Raw genomic sequence first — 16,418 nt, forward strand, 5'->3', positions numbered from 1 at the left:
GGTGACCCGCATCCACGCCACCCCAGAAGCCAGTGGCACGCCTGTGGCGTTGCCACCGGTGATACTGCCCAAACCCGACCCACGCCGCCTGCGATTGCAGGCGGTGTTGCTGCTGCTGTGGGGGCTGGCAGCCTTTGGGGTTATGTTTTTTGCACGCGATCTGCAATCTTTACAGGTGTATGGCTGGCCTTTGGGTTATTGGCTGGCTTCGCAGGGGGTGGTGTTGGTGTTTTTGGCCATCGTGTTGGTCTATGCCTTGGTCATGGCCTATATTGACCGCCACCCCTTGCCTGACGCACCCACCACGGCCGTTGTGGCTGCTGCGGCCGCCCGGCCTGCCCGGCATGGCTGAGCCGGGCGCTGGCACAGACCGCGCCTATCTGCGCCGTCTGCACCGCAATCTGGCCTTGTATGCGCTGGGGGTGCTGGGTTTTGTGGGCCTGATGGCTTGGGCCGAACACCGTGGCCTGTCGCGCCAGTGGATTGGCCCGATTTTTCTTTTTCTGACGGTGATGGTCTATGCGGCCATTGGTGTGTATGGGCGTACCGCAGACCCCGAAGAATATTATGTGGCTGGGCGGCGTATTCCGCCGTTTTATAACGGCATGGCTACGGCTGCCGACTGGATGAGTGCGGCCTCGTTTATCAGTTTGTCGGGGGCGCTGTATTTGCAGGGCTTTTCTGGCACGCCGGGGCAGGCAGGGGGGCTGGCCTATTTGCTGGGCTGGACGGGGGGGGTTTGTTTGGTGGCACTGTTGATTGCCCCCCATTTGCGGGCCATGCAGTTGTATACGGTGCCAGAGTTCTTTCAGGTGCGTTTTGGGGGCCACTGGCCGCGTGTGATTGCGGCCTTGGCGGCGGTGGTGTGCTCGTTTACCTACCTAGTGGCCCAAATTTATGGGGTGGGGCTGATTGCCTCGCGCCTGACGGGGGTGCAGTTTGAAATTGGCATCATGCTGGGCCTGGGGGGCATGTTGCTGTGCTCTTTTCTGGGCGGCATGCGTGCCATCACCTGGACGCAGGTGGCGCAGTATGTGGTGATTTTGTTGGCGTTTCTGATTCCGGTTTCTTGGTTGGCTTATAAGCAGTTGGGCAATCCAATCGCCCCATTGGTTTATGGGCAGCAGCTGGGCAAGATTGCCGAGTTGGAGAAGCAGTTGTTGGCATCGCCAGCAGAGCAAGAGGTGATTGCTGCTTATCTGCGCCGGGCCTTAGAGTTGCAGGTGCGCTTGGAAGATGTAGAAGGGGCGCTGGAGCAGCAACGTTTGGCGATGCAGGAGCGCGTGCATCGGTTGCGGGCGCAGAATGAGGATGTGGGTTTGATTGTGGCCGCCAGCCGTGAGTTGGCCGCTTTGCCACGCGATGCTGCCACCGCCCGCGAGCGTTGGCGCCAAGAAATGCGCGACAACTATGCCCGCGCCCAGCCCTTGGGGGGGCTGCCACGCCATAGCCAAGCCTATGCCGGAGATCCAGAGGGCTCGGCACAGGAACAGGCCGAATACCAAGACACGCGCCGCAATTTCTTGGCGCTCATGTTTTGCCTGATGGTGGGTACAGCAGGGCTGCCGCATTTGCTCACGCGCTATTACACCGCACCGTCGGTGGCGGGGGCACGGGCATCGGTAGCGTGGTCGCTGTTTTTTATTGCCATCCTCTACCTCAGTGCGCCTGCGGTGGCAGTGCTGGTGAAGTTTGAGGTGATGCACAATTTGGTGGGCAGTCCGTTTGATGCCTTGCCACACTGGATGGCCCAGTGGGCGCGGGTAGACGCCTCGTTGTTGTCGATTGAAGATGTGAATGGTGATGGGGTGGTGCAGTTTGGCGAGATCCGCTTGGGTGCCGATCTCATCATGCTGGCCACGCCCGAGTTGGGCGGGCTGCCCTATGTGGTGTCGGGGCTGGTGGCGGCTGGGGGGCTGGCAGCGGCGCTGTCTACCGCCGATGGCTTGTTGTTGACTATCAGCAACGCACTGGTGCGTGATTTGTATGTGGCCGACCCCGATCAGGCGGCCTCGCCTGAGCAGCGGGTGATTTTGACCAAGTTTATTTTGTTGGCGGTGGCTCTGGCTGCGGCTTTTGTGGCGGCGCTCAAGCCATCCGACATTTTGCCGTTGGTCACGGCCTCTTTCTCGTTGGCCGCATCGGCGTTTGTGCCGGTGATGGTGCTGGGCATTTTTTGGCGCGGCACCACCCGCCAAGGGGCTGTGGCGGGCATGATGGCCGGTTTGGGTGTAGCCGCCTACTATATGTTGAGCAATGTGGCTGCTGTGCGGGCCGCATTGCCTAACCTGTTATTGGGCGATGGCCTGTGGTGGGGCATTTTGCCCATTTCTGCTGGGGTGTTTGGGGTGCCTGCGGGGTTGCTCATGACCGTGCTGGTGAGTCGGTGGACACACGCGGCCCGGCCCGGCCCCACAATCAGCGGCCCACCTTGAGCAGTTCCACATCAAACTTCAGCGTGGCATTGGGTGGAATGACACCCCCTGCACCACGGGCACCATAGCCCAAGGCGGCGGGGATGATCAGGGTGCGTTGACCACCCACCTTCATGCCTTGCACGCCTTCGTCCCAGCCTTTAATGACCATGCCAGCACCCAGACCAAATACAAAGGGGTCGTTGCGGTCGCGGCTGGAGTCAAATTTGGCGCCTTGCTGGCCGTCTTGGTAGAGCCAGCCGGTGTAGTGCACAGTGACGGATTGGCCGCGTGTGGCTTCGGTGCCTTCGCCAACGACGGTGTCTTCGTATTGCAGGCCCGATGCAGTGGTATTGAATGCCATGAATATCCTTGTGATGCGAGAGAAAACAAGCGCCCGATGCGCTTGGTGGACGAGGGCGCAAGGCCCATGCGTTGCACAATGTAGCCGAAACCGGCGGCATTTATCGCTTGGCGCGGGCGCTGGCCCAGCGGTTGGCAAAGGCTTGCACATCGCTCAGGCGTTTGAGCAAATCAGTGCCTAACGGTGTGACGGTGTAACCATCGCTGCCGTGGTTTAGAAAACCGGCCTCACGCAGCTCTTTGATGCGGGTGTTTAAGGTGTTGGGGGTAATGCCGCCCACACTGTCTTGCAGCAAACGAAAAGTTTGGGGATGCCCATCGCGCAAGGCCCACAGCACACGCAGGGCATAACGGCGTTCAATACGTTCGAACAGCTGGTAGGTGGCAGTGTTTTCTTTTGAGCTCATCGGGCGTCTCCTTGCGCAATAGAGATGGGACAGCGGTGCGGCGGACTATAGCGTTGAATTTATTTTGCTACAAGTTTAATAGCTCCATAGTCTGATGTACCATGTTCTAAGGCTGTATCAGGCCCAAAATAATGTGGCATAGCTATGCTGCCAAAAGGGCATGGCTGGTGTAGCCCAAAGTACCATAGTCTGGTCAAAAGACATCAGCATCGGGTAAGCTCATTCTGCTAATCGCTCAGAAACCTTTTGTGTATGACCCAAACCCTCTCTACCGCCGAACAAGCCTTGCGCGAAGCCGCACTCGAATACCATCGCAATCCTAGCCGGGGCAAAATCTCTGTCACCCCGACCAAACCGCTGTCCAACCAGCGCGACTTGTCTTTGGCCTACTCCCCCGGCGTGGCCTACCCTTGTTTGGATATTGAGGCCGAGCCCAACCTGGCACACGAATACACCTCGCGCGGCAATTTGGTGGGTGTGGTCACCAACGGCACGGCGGTGCTGGGTTTGGGCAACATCGGCCCGCTGGCTAGCAAGCCCGTGATGGAGGGCAAGGGCTGCCTGTTCAAAAAGTTTGGCGGCGTGGATGTGTTTGACATCGAACTGGCCGAAAACGACCCCGACAAGCTGATCGATATCATTGCGGCGCTGGAGCCAACCCTGGGCGGTATCAACCTCGAAGACATCAAAGCCCCCGAATGCTTCTACATCGAGCGCGAACTCTCCAAGCGCATGAACATTCCGGTGTTCCACGATGACCAGCACGGCACCGCCATCATCTCCTCGGCTGCGTTGCTCAACGGCCTGGAGCTGGTGGGCAAAGACATCAGCCAAGTGCGTTTGGCCGTCTCTGGGGCCGGTGCTGCTGCCATTGCCTGTTTGGGCGTTATGGTGGGGTTGGGCGTGAGGGTAGAAAACATCCTCGTCTGCGACTCCAAGGGCGTGATCCACACCGAGCGCGATGATGCCAAAGCGGGCAAGCTGGATGTGTCCAAACAAACCTACTGCCGCACCACCAGTGCCCGCACGCTGGCCGATGCAGTCAGTGGTGCCGACGTATTTTTGGGCTGCTCTGCCCCTGGCGTGCTCACCGTGGAAATGGTCAAAACGATGGCCGACAAGCCCATCATTTTGGCGCTGGCCAACCCCGAGCCAGAAATCCGCCCCGAGCTGGCCAAGGCCGCACGCCCCGACTGCATCATTGCCACGGGCCGTTCCGACTATCCTAACCAAGTCAACAACGTCCTGTGCTTTCCCTACATCTTCCGGGGTGCCTTAGACTGCGGTGCCACCAAAATCACCGATGCCATGAAGCTGGCCTGCGTGCGCCAGATTGCCGATTTGGCCAAGGCCGAAGCCAGCGACGAAGTGGCCGCCGCTTACGCTGGTAAAGACCTGACGTTTGGCCCCGACTACCTCATCCCCACCCCCTTCGATGCCCGCCTGATTTTGCGCATTGCCCCTGCTGTAGCGCAGGCTGCTGCCGAGTCTGGGGTGGCCACCCGCCCGATTGCCGACATCGAAGCCTACCGCGAAAGCCTCAACCGCTTTGTCTACCAAACGGGCATGTTCATGCGCCCGGTGTTTCACGCCGCCAAGCTGGCCCACAGCCGCGTAGCCTACGCCGAAGGCGAGGACGAGCGCGTGCTGCGTGCGGCCCAAGTGGCCGTTGATGATGGTCTGGCACGCCCCATCCTGATTGGGCGTCCCGCAGTGATTGCCGCTCGCATCGACAAAGCAGGCCTGCGCATCCAGCCCGGCAAAGATGTAGAAATCTGCGACCCCGAAGACGATCCGCGCTTTCGCCGCTATTGGGAAACCTATGCCCGCTTGATGGGCCGCCGTGGCGTGACCCCCGAGGCCGCCAAAGTGATTGTGCGCCGCTCCAACACCCTGATCGCTTCGCTCATGGTGCATTTGGGCGATGCCGATGCCATGCTGTGCGGGTTGGTGGGCAAGTTTGACAGCCACCTCGACCACATCCGTGATGTGATTGGGCTGGCCCCCGCTACCCCCACATTGGCCACCGTCAATGCACTCATGCTAGAGCAGCACACACTGTTCATTGCCGACACCTACATCAACGAAGACCCCAGTGCCGAAGAGTTGGCCGACATCGCCTTGATGGCCGCTGAAGAAGTGCAACGCTTTGGCTTGCCGCCCAAGGTCGCCTTTTTGTCGCACTCCAACTACGGCTCGTCGGGCCGGGCCTCGGCCCGCAAAATGCGCCAAGCGCGTGACCTGTTCGTTCATGCTGCACCGCACATCGAGTGCGATGGTGAATTGCATGGCGATGCTGCATTGTCCGATGCCATGCGCCGCACCATGTTGCCCGAGACCACCCTGACCGGTGCGGCCAATGTGCTGATCTGCCCCAACTTGGATGCAGCCAACATTTTGTTCAATGTGCTCAAAACCACCAGCGGCCACGGCACCACCATTGGCCCCGTGTTGTTGGGCGCGGCAGCCTCGGCGCATGTGCTGACGCCATCGTCCACGGTACGCCGTGTGGTCAACATGACGGCCTTGGCCGCCGCCAACGCCGCCCACAGCGCCAAGCCCTAAGGCGCGCACCGGGCACCAGCGGTGCGTGTGGCCTCGTATCAGGCCCAACGCATCGCTGCAATGTCGTGCGCAAAAATAGGGTAGTTCATCCACCAGCCCTTGAGCCCCTTGCGGGCCACGGCGGTGATTTGCGAGGCAAAAATCCAAGCATTCACCGCATCTTGCGCCAGATGGCGTTGGAGTTGGGCAAACAGCATTTGGCGCTCGCGGGGGTTGTCGCTGGCAGCGTGGCGGGCCATCAACTCCCGAAAGACTGGGCTGTCATAGCCAAAGTAGTAATCGGGGTCGGCATAAATCGGGTAGTCCAGCGGCTCCACATGGTTGATCATGGTCAGATCAAAGTGCCCCTTGAAGGCACCTTCCAGCCATTGCGGCCAAGTAACATGCTCGGGCTTGAGCTCAATCCCGATCTGGGCCAAGTTGTCCATCAGCATGGAGCGGTCGGTGCGGGCATAGGGGGTGGGCGGCAACGTGAGGCCCAAGGTCAGTGGCGTCTTGACCCCCGCTTCTTGCAGCAAGGCCCGCGCCTTGGCTGGGTCATAGGGGTACAAACCTGCCAGATGCACATAGCCGGGCTCTGAGGGTGAGAAATGGCTACCAATCACCCGACCACGCCCATCCAACATGCGCTGGATAAAGGCTTCGCGGTCAATAGCATGGGTGATGGCCCGGCGCACCCGCACATCGTCCAAGGGTTTGCGCCGGTTGTTCATGGCCAGCATACCCTTGCCATTGGAGGAGCCAATCACCACCTGATAACGGTTGTTGGACTGAAACTGCTGCACATTTTGTGTAGCAATGTTGAACAAAATGTCTACTTCTTCGGCAAACACCGCGCTGGCCTGTTCTACCGGGTCGTTGATGAAGCGAAAAACCGCCCGCTCCAACTGCACTTGGCTGGCTTGCCGGTAGCCTGCAAACTTGCGCAAGTGGATGCTGTGGCCCTTTTTCCAGTGCTCAAAGCGGTAGGGGCCAGTGCCTATGGGGTGGCCGCTGGCTTGGGCCGCGCTGGCCGGATGCAGGATCACGGCTGTGTTTTCGCCCAAGCGAAACAAAAAATTGCCATCCGGGTGTTGCAAGGTAATCACCACCGTATGCGGATCGGGTGTGGTGATGCCGGTGACGTTGTTAAACAGGGTGCGCTGGGCTTTATTGTTGGAGTGCGGGGCTTGGGCGCGTTCAAACGAAAACTTGACTGCCGCGGCATCCAGAGGGGCGTCATCATGAAAACGCACCCCTTTCAGCAGTTGGAACGTATAGGTCTTGCCGTCTGGGCTGCGGCTCCAAGACTGGGCCAGCAAGGGCGACACGGCACCGCTCTCCTCAATGCGGGTCAGCCCCTCCAGCACGGTGTAATGCACCACCTCGCCAATAGAGGCCGAAGGGGCCGAGGTGGGGTCGAGGCTATTAGGCTCCAACGACAAGCCAATGACCACATGGTGTCGGCCCCGTGCTTGTGCCTGTGCGGGGCCAGGTAAGCCCCACAGGGCCGCTGGTGGGGCACTCAGCAAAGCGGCAGTGGCATGGCGGCGAGAGATGGGCACGGAAAGCACTCCAGGCAGGGGGTCACGAAACAGTCGGTTAAAACACAGGCCCGATGCGCAATCGGACACAGACCACGATAATGCACCGTTTTACATATCGACACAGTGTCCGTGGCTCTCTTTGGAACACATTTTGCCGGTACGCTATTGTTCTCTATCGGGTTTTCTGTCTAGCGTCCTCTACTTTCAATATGCCGCTGCCACCAGCTTTTTCATGGTATCAGTCCCGGTTATGGGGGGGGCGGGTGTTGGCATTGGTGGGCCTGCTGGCGCTGGGGGGTGTTCTGTGGGGGCTGGTGCAGGCCTACCAAAGCCGTGAAGAGCATACCCGGCACCAGATTGAACGAGAACTGCACACCGTCAATTATTTGCAGACCCAAAGCCTGCTCGACTGGCGCGAGCAACGGCTGATCGATGCCAGCACCTTGGCCGATGACAGCATGTTTGCGCAGTCTGCCTCGCAGTGGTTGCAGGTGCCTGGGGCCACCGTGCTCACCCTGCGCATTCAAGAGCGTTTGCGCATTTTTCAAGAGCGGGCCAAATACACAGCGGTTTATTTGCTCGATGCCCAGGGGCGGTTGTGGCTCACTCCCCATGGAGATACCAATGGCCGACTGCCAGCACCAGAGATGCAGGCATTGCAAGAGGCATTGGCACAGGCCATCGTGACCGTGGTGGAGCCGCGCCGTGATGATTTCTTTGCGTTTCCGTTCCTGAGCGTCATCGTGCCTCTGTTTGAGGGCACCGAGCCGGTGGGCGCGGTTTGGTTGGTCAGTGACGTACGCACCAACCTCTATACCAAGCTGCAAACTTGGCCCACACCGCGCGAGACAGCCGAATCTACGCTCTTTAGCCGCCACGGTGACGAAGTGCGGGCATTGAGCCCACTGCGCCACGACACCAATGGCAAGTCGGTGTTTCAGCTGTCTCAGATGCCGCCTGACGACCCTGTGGTGCAAGCCATGGCTGGAGCGCGTGGCGTGCTGTATGGTCACGACTACCGGGGCCGTGCTGTGATGGCGATGGCCAGTGCCGTGCCCGACTCTCCTTGGATCATGGTGTCTAAGATCGATGTGGCCGAAGCCTTTGCCGATACCCAGTTGCGCGAGATATTGGCCTTGAGCTTACCTGTCAGTCTGCTGTTGTTGTTGGCAGGTTTGGTCTTTGCCTATGTGCAGCGGCGGGCTTGGCGCCGCGAGCGCGAACTCAAAACCCAACTGCAGCGCAATATGCGTTGGTTGGAGGGGGCGCAGAAGGCTGCCTCGGTCGGTTACTTTGCCTTTGATCTAGACCAGAAGCAGTTTTTGATGTCGTCAATGGCCAATGAGATTTTTGGCATGTCCCACACGGGCGTGCTGTCGCTACAAGAATGGATGAGTGCCATTCCCGAAGAAGACTGCCAAAGAGTGCTGACCATCCACCGTGATGCGATGGCACAACGCACACCACTGCGCACGCAATACCGGATTCAACGCATGGACAACCAAGCATTGCGCTGGGTGGAGGTGTGGGGCGAATACGAAGTCGAGGTAGAGCAAGACCGGGTGGCCCGGATGATTGGCACCATCCAAGACATCACGGAACGCAAACAGTCCGAACAGGAGCTGACCAACTACCGCACGGCCTTGGAGGAGAAAGTGCGCCTAGACCCCATGACGCAAATTCCCAACCGGCGGGCCTTGGATGAGCATGTAGTCTTGGAATGGCACCGGGCCATGCGCAACCACACGCCGCTGTCACTGCTGATGATTGATGTAGACCATTTCAAAGCCTACAACGATCACTACGGCCATGTGGCTGGAGACGAGTGCCTGCGCCAAGTGGCTGCGGCCATTGCGGCCTGTGCCAGCCGTGCTGGGGAGTTGGCGGCCCGCTATGGTGGCGAGGAGTTTTCTGTGCTGTTGCCCGATACCGATGTGGAGCAGGCCCAGCAGAGCGCCGAGCGTATTCGGGCGGCGGTGGAGGCGCTGGCGATGGAGCATGCCGACTCCAGCGTTGCAGGCTGCGTCACAGTCAGCATTGGCACCACCAGCATACAGCCTGTGTTTACCCCCACTCCGGCCCTTGACGTGTGTACCGAGCCAGACACAGTACCCCAAGCGGCACAGACACTGTTTGAGCAGGCTGATGCAGCCCTCTACCAAGCCAAACAACAAGGGCGCAACCGGGTGGTGGCCTATGCCAGCACCGTGGCACAGGCCGACTGAGCCAGTCTGGCCTGCTAGCCCATCAGGTGTTCTTGCTGATCGAAATGCTAGGAAACTTGGCCGAATAATCCTTGGCTTGTAGCGCAATCTTGACGGCCACTTCTCGGGCCACCGTGCGATAGATGTGGGCCACTTCACTGTCGGGGGCGGCTACCACGGTGGGGCTGCCCAAGTCGGCCTGCAAGCGGATTTGCATATCCAGTGGCAACGCGCCCAGATAGTCGATGCCGTATTGGGCCGCCATTTTTTTGCCACCTTCTGCCCCAAAGATATGCTCTACATGGCCGCAATGCGAGCAGACATGGGCGGCCATGTTCTCCACCAGCCCCAAAATGGGGACGCCCACCTTCTCAAACATTTTGATGCCTTTTTTGGCATCCAGCAGTGCAATGTCTTGCGGTGTTGTCACGATCACGGCACCCGTGATGGGCACACGCTGGCTCAGGGTGAGTTGGATGTCACCAGTGCCCGGCGGCATGTCTACGATCAGGTAATCGAGTTCTTTCCAGTTGGTTTGGCGCAGCAGTTGTTCTAAGGCTTGGGTCGCCATTGGGCCACGCCAAATCATGGCTTGGTCGGCATCGACCAGAAAGCCAATCGACATCACCTGCACGCCGTGGTTTTCTAGCGGCTCCATCGTTTTGCCATCCAGGCTCTCGGGCTTGCCATCAATACCCAGCATCATGGGTTGGCTGGGGCCATAAATATCGGCATCCAACACACCTACACGCGCACCCTCGGCCACCAGTGCCAGTGCCAAGTTGGCCGCTGTGGTGCTTTTGCCTACGCCACCCTTGCCCGAGGCCACGGCAATGATGTTTTTCACACCCGGCAGCAGGGCCACGCCCCGCTGCACGGCATGGGCTGTGATGTGGCTGCTGATGTGGGCCTGCACCTGTTCTACACCCGCCACCTCCTTGGCGGCCTCTGTGAGGCGGCTTTGCAGGAGCGGGATGATGCTTTTGGCCGGGTAGCCCAATACCACGTCAAAAGAGACATGGCTGCCGTTGATCTGCACATTGCGCAGTGCCCGGCTGCTCACCAAATCTTGGCCGGTGTGGGGGTCTAGCACGCGCGCGAGCGCCGCCAAAAGGGCTTGTTCTGTGACTGCCATTTGCATTAACTCCTGTGGGGGAGGGCTAGTCTAGCCAACTGCCCCAACCCCTGTGCAGACAGGACAATCGGCAGGCCTGTGTGCTGTGCTGGCTATCGCAGACCCCAGGCCGCCATGATAAGCACCACCAGCAAGACCAGCAGCACGAAGGAGATGGTCTTCCAAAAAAGCACCGGATGGCGCTCAATCAGCGGTGGGCGGTTTTGGTGCAGAAAATTGGGGTTGGGGTGGTGCAGGTCGTATATAAACTCCGACAGCTCGCCATAGCGTTGCCACGGGTCAGGGTGTACGGCCTTGCGCAGGGCATCATCCACCCAAGCCGGAATTTCTCTCTCCTCATGCAGCACCGAGCAGTAGCGCAATTTGCGCTGCGCCGCCCGGGTTCTGGCTTTGGGTACTTCGGCACCATAAGGCAGTTGGCCCGATAGCATCTGGTAGGCAATGACGCCCAAAGCGTAAATGTCGGAGCGCACCGAGCCGTTTTCGCCCAAAAAATACTCTGGTGCCGCATACGATGTGGCCCCTAGCAGCGCAGGTGGCCCCAAAGAAGGCGACAGCTCAGCCACCCCGGCCACTTGGGTGGCCCCAAAATCGATGATCTTGGCCGTGCCCATCGTGTCAATCAGAATGTTGTGCGGTGTCAGGTCTTGGTGCACCATTTCCAGCCGATGAAAGGCCCGTAGACCTTTGGCTATCTGATCCAACAGAGCGCGCACGCGGGCCAAATCGGGGTGGGGGTGGTCGGTCATCCACTGGGCCAGTGTTTGTCCCTCGACATATTCGGTCACCACATAAAGGTAGTGGCGCTCGCGTGGGGGGGGGCAGGATTTGAGCACATGCGGACTGTGGATGCGCCGGGCAATCCATTCCTCCATCAGAAAATGCTCCAAGGCAGTGGGCTGGGTTTGCAAGTCCACGCTGGGGGTTTTGATGACCACCTGCTGGCCCGTCTCGCCATCCACGGCCAGATAGATATGGCTGCGGTGGCTGGCCTTGATCTCGCGGATGATCTGGTAGCCGTCAAACTCCATGCGCGCTTCCAGTAGCGGGGGCATCTGCAATGCCGACAGCTGGTGCTGCATTTCATGGGCCTGTGGCTCGGGGAGCTGGTCGATGCGGACGATCTGCAAGGTCAGGTTATCGCCACTGCCGCGCCGCAACGCTTCTTGCACGATCTGTTGTGCTGCCAGGTTCAGGTCTGCCGCTGTTTGGAGGCCGGCAATAACCAAAGCGGCATCTATAAACTCGTACACGCCATCGCTGGCTAACAAAAACACATCCCCTACGGAGAGGGGGAGGGCGCTATAGTCGATCTCTAAATGGCGGGCGATGCCCAAGGCGCGCGCCAAGTAGCTCTGCTCTGCCGACACCCAGACGCGGTGGTCTTCGGTCAGTAGCTCTAGCCTGCCATCGTGGCATTTGTAGATGCGTGTATCGCCCACATGAAACAGATGGGCCGTGGTGGATTTGAGGATCAGGCCACTGAACGTGCACACATAGCCCCGATCTTTGTCGTAGCGGTGCTGGCTTTGCTGGGTTTGTGCGTGCAACCAAGAATTGGTGGCCGTGAGCACCCGTTCTGCTGATGTCTTGACCGACCAAGCATCCGATGTGCAGTAGTAATCTTCTAAAAAAGCCGTCACTGCCGACTGTGCTGCCATCTGACTGACTTGGCTGCTGCTAATGCCATCGGCCAGGGCTATGGCAATGCCCTTGTTCTGAAGCGGTGAACCTTGAGGAATGCAGAGACCATGAAAATCTTGGTTCTGCTCCTTGCGACCCGCATCCGAGTATTGCCCGGCGGTGATTTTCAATGTTGGCGCAGTCATAGGGACGGGCCCACAAACCCCTAGCGCATGCCAAAAAGCAGGAGCGGGGCTGTGGGCGGCAGTCGATGATTAGCCGAGCGTGCGCTTAGGGGCGGTGCGCACATGGGTGGTGTACAAAGTCAGGCCAGTAAAGGCCAAGCCACCCACCAAATTGCCCAACACCACTGGGATTTCATTCCAGATGAAGTAATCCACGATGGAGAAGTTGCCACCCATCATCAGGCCCGATGGAAAGAGAAACATATTGACCACCGAGTGCTCAAACGTCATGGCAAAAAACAGCATGATCGGCATCCACATGGCAATCACCTTGCCGCTGACGGTGGTGGAGATCATGGCCCCGACCACCCCAGTGGACACCATCCAGTTGCACAACATGCCACGAATGAAAATAGTGATCCAGCCCATCAAACCATATTGGGCATAACCCAAGGTGCGGGCCTCGCCGATGTGGCCGATTTTGGTGCCGATGTCATTGGGGGGGATGGAGAAACCATAGGTAAAAATGAAGGACATCATGAAGGCCACGGTCAGTGCACCCAAAAAGTTGCCCGTAAAAACCAGTCCCCAATTTTTCAGAATGGCCTTGATGGTCACGCCGGGGCGCTTGTCTAGCCAAGCCAGCGGAGTGAGCACAAAAACGCCAGTGAGCAAGTCAAACCCCAGCAAGTAGAGCATGCAAAAGCCGACGGGGAACAAAATGGCACCCACCAGTGGCGAGCCGGAGAGCACCGAGGCGGTCACGGCAAAAACCGCTGCCAACGCCAAAATGGCGCCGGCCATATAAGAGCGAATCAAGACATCGCGGGTTGCCATGTAGATTTTGGATTCACCGGCATCGACCATCTTGGTCACGAATTCGGCAGGAACGAGGTAGGCCATAAACTATCCTTGGTTACAGTACGTGAGATCAAAGAGGCGCTTAAACCGCCAGCAAAACTTGGCCGTGCTCTACCTTGATGGCAAAGGTGGCACAGGAGCCGACATCGGGCGCCAAGGCTTGGCCGGTCTCCAGATTGAAGTGCCAGCCATGCAGGGGGCAGGTCACTTTGCGGCCATGCACGATGCCTTGCGACAGAGGGCCGTTTTTGTGTGCGCATTGGTCGTGCAAGGCAAACACCTCGTCTTCTGCGTTGCGGAATATGGCAATGTCCCCGCCGCTGGGGCGTTGCACGATGCGTGAGCCCAGCGGCGGAATATCTTCCAGCAGGCAAATCGGTTTCCAGTGGTGCATTTTTTGTTCCTCGTTGGCAAGGGGTCAGGCTTGGAGTTGGATGGGGATGAACTGTTGGATAGGGCGGGGTGCGCGTGAGCTTTCCCAGGGGTCTTGTGCGTTCTTGAGTGCATCGCGCAAACGTGCGTAGTAGGCGCGGCGGCCTTCGGGGTCTTGCACGATCTTGTTTTGGATGTAGGGCATCCCCACGCGCTCCAAGTAGTGGCAGGTGCGCTCCAGATACCAACCCTCCTCCCGGTAGAGTTGCAAAAAGGCTCCCGAATACTCCATGACCTCTTGGTCGGAGCGCACCTTGCACAGAAACTGGGCGACTTCTGTTTTGATGCCACCGTTGCCACCGATGTAGAGTTCATAGCCCGAGTCCACACCAATCACGCCCACATCCTTGATGCCAGCTTCGGCACAGTTGCGTGGGCAACCCGATACGGCCAGCTTCACCTTGTGTGGTGCATACATGTCGAACAGCATCTTCTCCAGTTGGATGCCCATATCCATCGCCAACTGGGTGCCAAAACGGCAATGCTCGGCACCCACACAGGTTTTGACGGTACGGATGGATTTGCCATAGGCATGGCCTGAGACCATGCCTGCGGCATTGAGGTCGGCCCAGATAGCGGGGAGGTCTTCTTTGCGAATACCCAGCAGGTCGATGCGTTGGCCGCCGGTCACCTTCACCGTGGGCACCCGGTATTTTTCAGCCGCATCGGCAATGGCGCGCAGTTCGGCGGGGTTGGTCAGTCCTCCCCACATCCGTGGCACCACCGAGTAAGTGCCATCTTTTTGGATATTGGCGTGTGCCCGCTCGTTAATAAAGCGCGATTGCGGATCGTCTTGGGCCTCGTGCGGAAAACTCGAGAGCAGGTAGTAGTTGATGGCTGGGCGGCACTTGTCACAGCCGTTGGGTGTCTTCCAGGACAGTGCGTCAAACACCGCCTCTTTGCGGGTCAGGTGGTGTGCCAAGATGGCTTGGCGCACGCTTTGGTGCGAGTGTTCTGTGCAGGCGCAAAGGGGTTTGTGTCTCTGGGCCGTGGGTGTGTAGTTGTCCCCCAGAGTGGCCGCCAGAATCTGCTCCACCAAGCCCGAGCAGGAACCACACGAGGAGGCCGCCTTGGTGTGTTTTTTCACCTCGTCCAGGCTGGCTAGACCTTGCTCTTGGATGGCCTGTACGATGGTGCCTTTACAAACACCATTGCAGCCGCAAACTTCGGCAGAATCTGCCAAGGTAGCGGCAGAATTTTGGCCCGGCTGCTGGGCTTGGGCACCCGACGATGGGCCCCAAATCAGGCGGTCACGCAGCTCTTGGATGTTGCGCTCTTCCTTCAGCAGTTGGAAGTACCACGGGCCATCGCCCACGTCCCCATACAGCACGCTGCCAACCAAGCGCCCCTCCTGAAGCACCAGTTTTTTGTAGCGGCCACCGTGTGGGTCATTGAGCACGATTTCTTCTGTGCCTTCTCCCCCCATGAACTGACCTGCCGAAAACAGATCAATGCCCGTGACCTTGAGTTTGGTGGAAGTGACCGATCCGGTGTAGCTGCTGGTGCGCTGGCCTGCCAAGTGGTTAGCAGCCACTTTGGCCTGCTCAAACAATGGTGCTACCAGACCGTAGGCAATGCCACGGTGGTTGACGCATTCCCCTACTGCATAGATATGCGGGTCATCGGTTTGCATCGCGTCGTTGACGACCACCCCCCGCTGACAATGCAGCCCTGCTGCTTGTGCCAATGTGGTTTCAGGACGAATGCCCGTGGCCATCACCACCAACTCGGCCGGAATTTGCAGCCCACCCTGCAACTGCACAGCCGCCACCCGACCACTTTTGCCCGCTATCAGCGCCTCGGTTTGTGTTTGCAACAAAAACTTCAGCCCCTTGCTTTCCAGTGATGTTTGCAGCATCTGACCCGCAGCAGCATCGAGTTGGCGTTCCAGCAGCCACGGCCCCAGATGCACCACCGTCACGTCCATGCCGCGCAGCTTCAGGCCGTTGGCTGCCTCCAGCCCCAACAGGCCGCCACCAATCACCACAGCGTGTTGATATTGCTGGGCAGCCGCCAGCATGGCCTGGGTATCGGCAATGTCCCGATAGCCCAGAATGCCTGGCAGGTGGCTGCCCGGAATGGGCAGTATGAAAGGGGTGGAGCCGGTAGCGAGCAGCAGGTAGTCATAGTCTGCCCCCGTGCCATCGTCTGCTACCACCCGGCGGTTGGCGCGGTCAATTTGCGTGACGGTCTTGCCTGTGTGCAGCGTAATGCCGTGCTTTTCATACCAGTCCCGATCGTTCAGGATGATCTCTGACAAGGCTATCTCCCCGGCCAGCACAGGCGAGAGCAGGATACGGTTGTAGTTGCCGTAAGGCTCTGCGCCAAATACCGTGATGTCATAAAGATCGGGGGCGAGTTTGAGCAACTCTTCCAGTGTGCGCACCCCGGCCATGCCGTTGCCAACGAGCACGAGTTTCTGTTTTTTCATGGCAGCTCCAATCAAAGAAGCAATAAAAAAAGGCGTCGCGTCAAAGGCTGGGGAAGTACCCCAACCAGTGACGGACGCCGTTGTCCGCTAGCTCCACTTCAAGCACGGTACCGGAGCTTCGTTGCTCCGGCATTCACTGCACCGATGCAAGATCGGTGCCAGTGATGGAAATCGATTGAATAGATTGTTTTTATTGACTTTTTTGCACTCTGTGCAAGAGGGGGCAGGGGGAGGGCTGGCGATGCGCTTCACCAGTTCGGGGCTGCACAAGG

General features: G+C 58.9%; 12 protein-coding genes. 4 read left to right on the forward strand and 8 right to left on the reverse strand.

Features of this window, described 5'->3' with window-relative positions; translation table 11 throughout:
• Position 1: 1 nt before the first annotated feature.
• Positions 2-352, forward strand: coding sequence for a DUF4212 domain-containing protein (locus ACYVB2_RS11725; protein WP_382433143.1), 351 nt, complete (start codon positions 2-4; stop codon positions 350-352).
• Positions 345-2,435 (forward strand): VC_2705 family sodium/solute symporter, encoded by a 2,091-nt coding sequence (locus tag ACYVB2_RS11730; protein WP_460536663.1) that lies wholly within the window; start codon positions 345-347, stop codon positions 2,433-2,435. Before ACYVB2_RS11725 ends, ACYVB2_RS11730 begins: the two co-directional genes overlap by 8 nt.
• Here the strand turns inward: ACYVB2_RS11730 and ACYVB2_RS11735 are convergent.
• Together ACYVB2_RS11735 and ACYVB2_RS11740 are read right to left on the reverse strand one after the other, a co-directional pair.
• Complete coding sequence (locus tag ACYVB2_RS11735; protein ID WP_382433147.1) at positions 2,419-2,778, reverse strand: FKBP-type peptidyl-prolyl cis-trans isomerase; 360 nt, start codon at positions 2,776-2,778, stop codon at positions 2,419-2,421. The genes ACYVB2_RS11730 and ACYVB2_RS11735 overlap by 17 nt on opposite strands.
• 100 nt (positions 2,779-2,878) lie before the next feature.
• Complete coding sequence (locus ACYVB2_RS11740) at positions 2,879-3,184, reverse strand: winged helix-turn-helix transcriptional regulator (protein WP_382433149.1); 306 nt, start codon at positions 3,182-3,184, stop codon at positions 2,879-2,881.
• A gap of 252 nt (positions 3,185-3,436) precedes the next feature.
• Here ACYVB2_RS11740 and ACYVB2_RS11745 point away from each other — a divergent pair, with 252 nt between their 5' ends.
• Complete coding sequence (locus ACYVB2_RS11745; RefSeq protein WP_382433151.1) at positions 3,437-5,749, forward strand: NADP-dependent malic enzyme; 2,313 nt, start codon at positions 3,437-3,439, stop codon at positions 5,747-5,749.
• A 38-nt stretch (positions 5,750-5,787) separates the two neighbouring features.
• On the opposite strand, the gene ACYVB2_RS11750 is transcribed toward ACYVB2_RS11745, so the two are convergent.
• On the reverse strand, positions 5,788-7,293 hold the full coding sequence (locus ACYVB2_RS11750) for an ABC transporter substrate-binding protein (RefSeq protein ID WP_382433153.1): 1,506 nt from the start codon (positions 7,291-7,293) through the stop codon (positions 5,788-5,790).
• A gap of 191 nt (positions 7,294-7,484) precedes the next feature.
• On the opposite strand from ACYVB2_RS11750, the gene ACYVB2_RS11755 reads away from it, so the two are divergent.
• Positions 7,485-9,500, forward strand: a complete 2,016-nt coding sequence (locus ACYVB2_RS11755; RefSeq protein WP_382433155.1) for a sensor domain-containing diguanylate cyclase — start codon at positions 7,485-7,487, stop codon at positions 9,498-9,500.
• Positions 9,501-9,522: 22 nt separating this feature from the next.
• Here ACYVB2_RS11755 and apbC read toward each other — a convergent pair whose 3' ends face one another.
• The 5 genes from apbC to nirB all read right to left on the reverse strand — a co-directional run bounded on the left by apbC (position 9,523) and on the right by nirB (position 16,146).
• The gene (apbC, locus tag ACYVB2_RS11760; protein ID WP_382433157.1) at positions 9,523-10,614 is read right to left on the reverse strand and encodes an iron-sulfur cluster carrier protein ApbC; all 1,092 of its coding nucleotides are present in this window, start codon (positions 10,612-10,614) and stop codon (positions 9,523-9,525) included.
• A 92-nt stretch (positions 10,615-10,706) separates the two neighbouring features.
• On the reverse strand, positions 10,707-12,443 hold the full coding sequence (locus ACYVB2_RS11765) for a protein kinase domain-containing protein (protein WP_382433159.1): 1,737 nt from the start codon (positions 12,441-12,443) through the stop codon (positions 10,707-10,709).
• Positions 12,444-12,512: 69 nt separating this feature from the next.
• Positions 12,513-13,325 (reverse strand): formate/nitrite transporter family protein, encoded by an 813-nt coding sequence (locus tag ACYVB2_RS11770; protein ID WP_382433161.1) that lies wholly within the window; start codon positions 13,323-13,325, stop codon positions 12,513-12,515.
• A 40-nt stretch (positions 13,326-13,365) separates the two neighbouring features.
• Positions 13,366-13,677, reverse strand: coding sequence for a nitrite reductase small subunit NirD (gene nirD / locus ACYVB2_RS11775; protein WP_382433163.1), 312 nt, complete (start codon positions 13,675-13,677; stop codon positions 13,366-13,368).
• Positions 13,678-13,701: 24 nt separating this feature from the next.
• Entirely contained in the window at positions 13,702-16,146 is a 2,445-nt protein-coding gene (nirB, locus tag ACYVB2_RS11780) for a nitrite reductase large subunit NirB (protein ID WP_382433165.1), read from the reverse strand.
• Positions 16,147-16,418 lie beyond the last annotated feature (272 nt).

It is taken from the genome of Giesbergeria giesbergeri, from assembly GCF_054779375.1.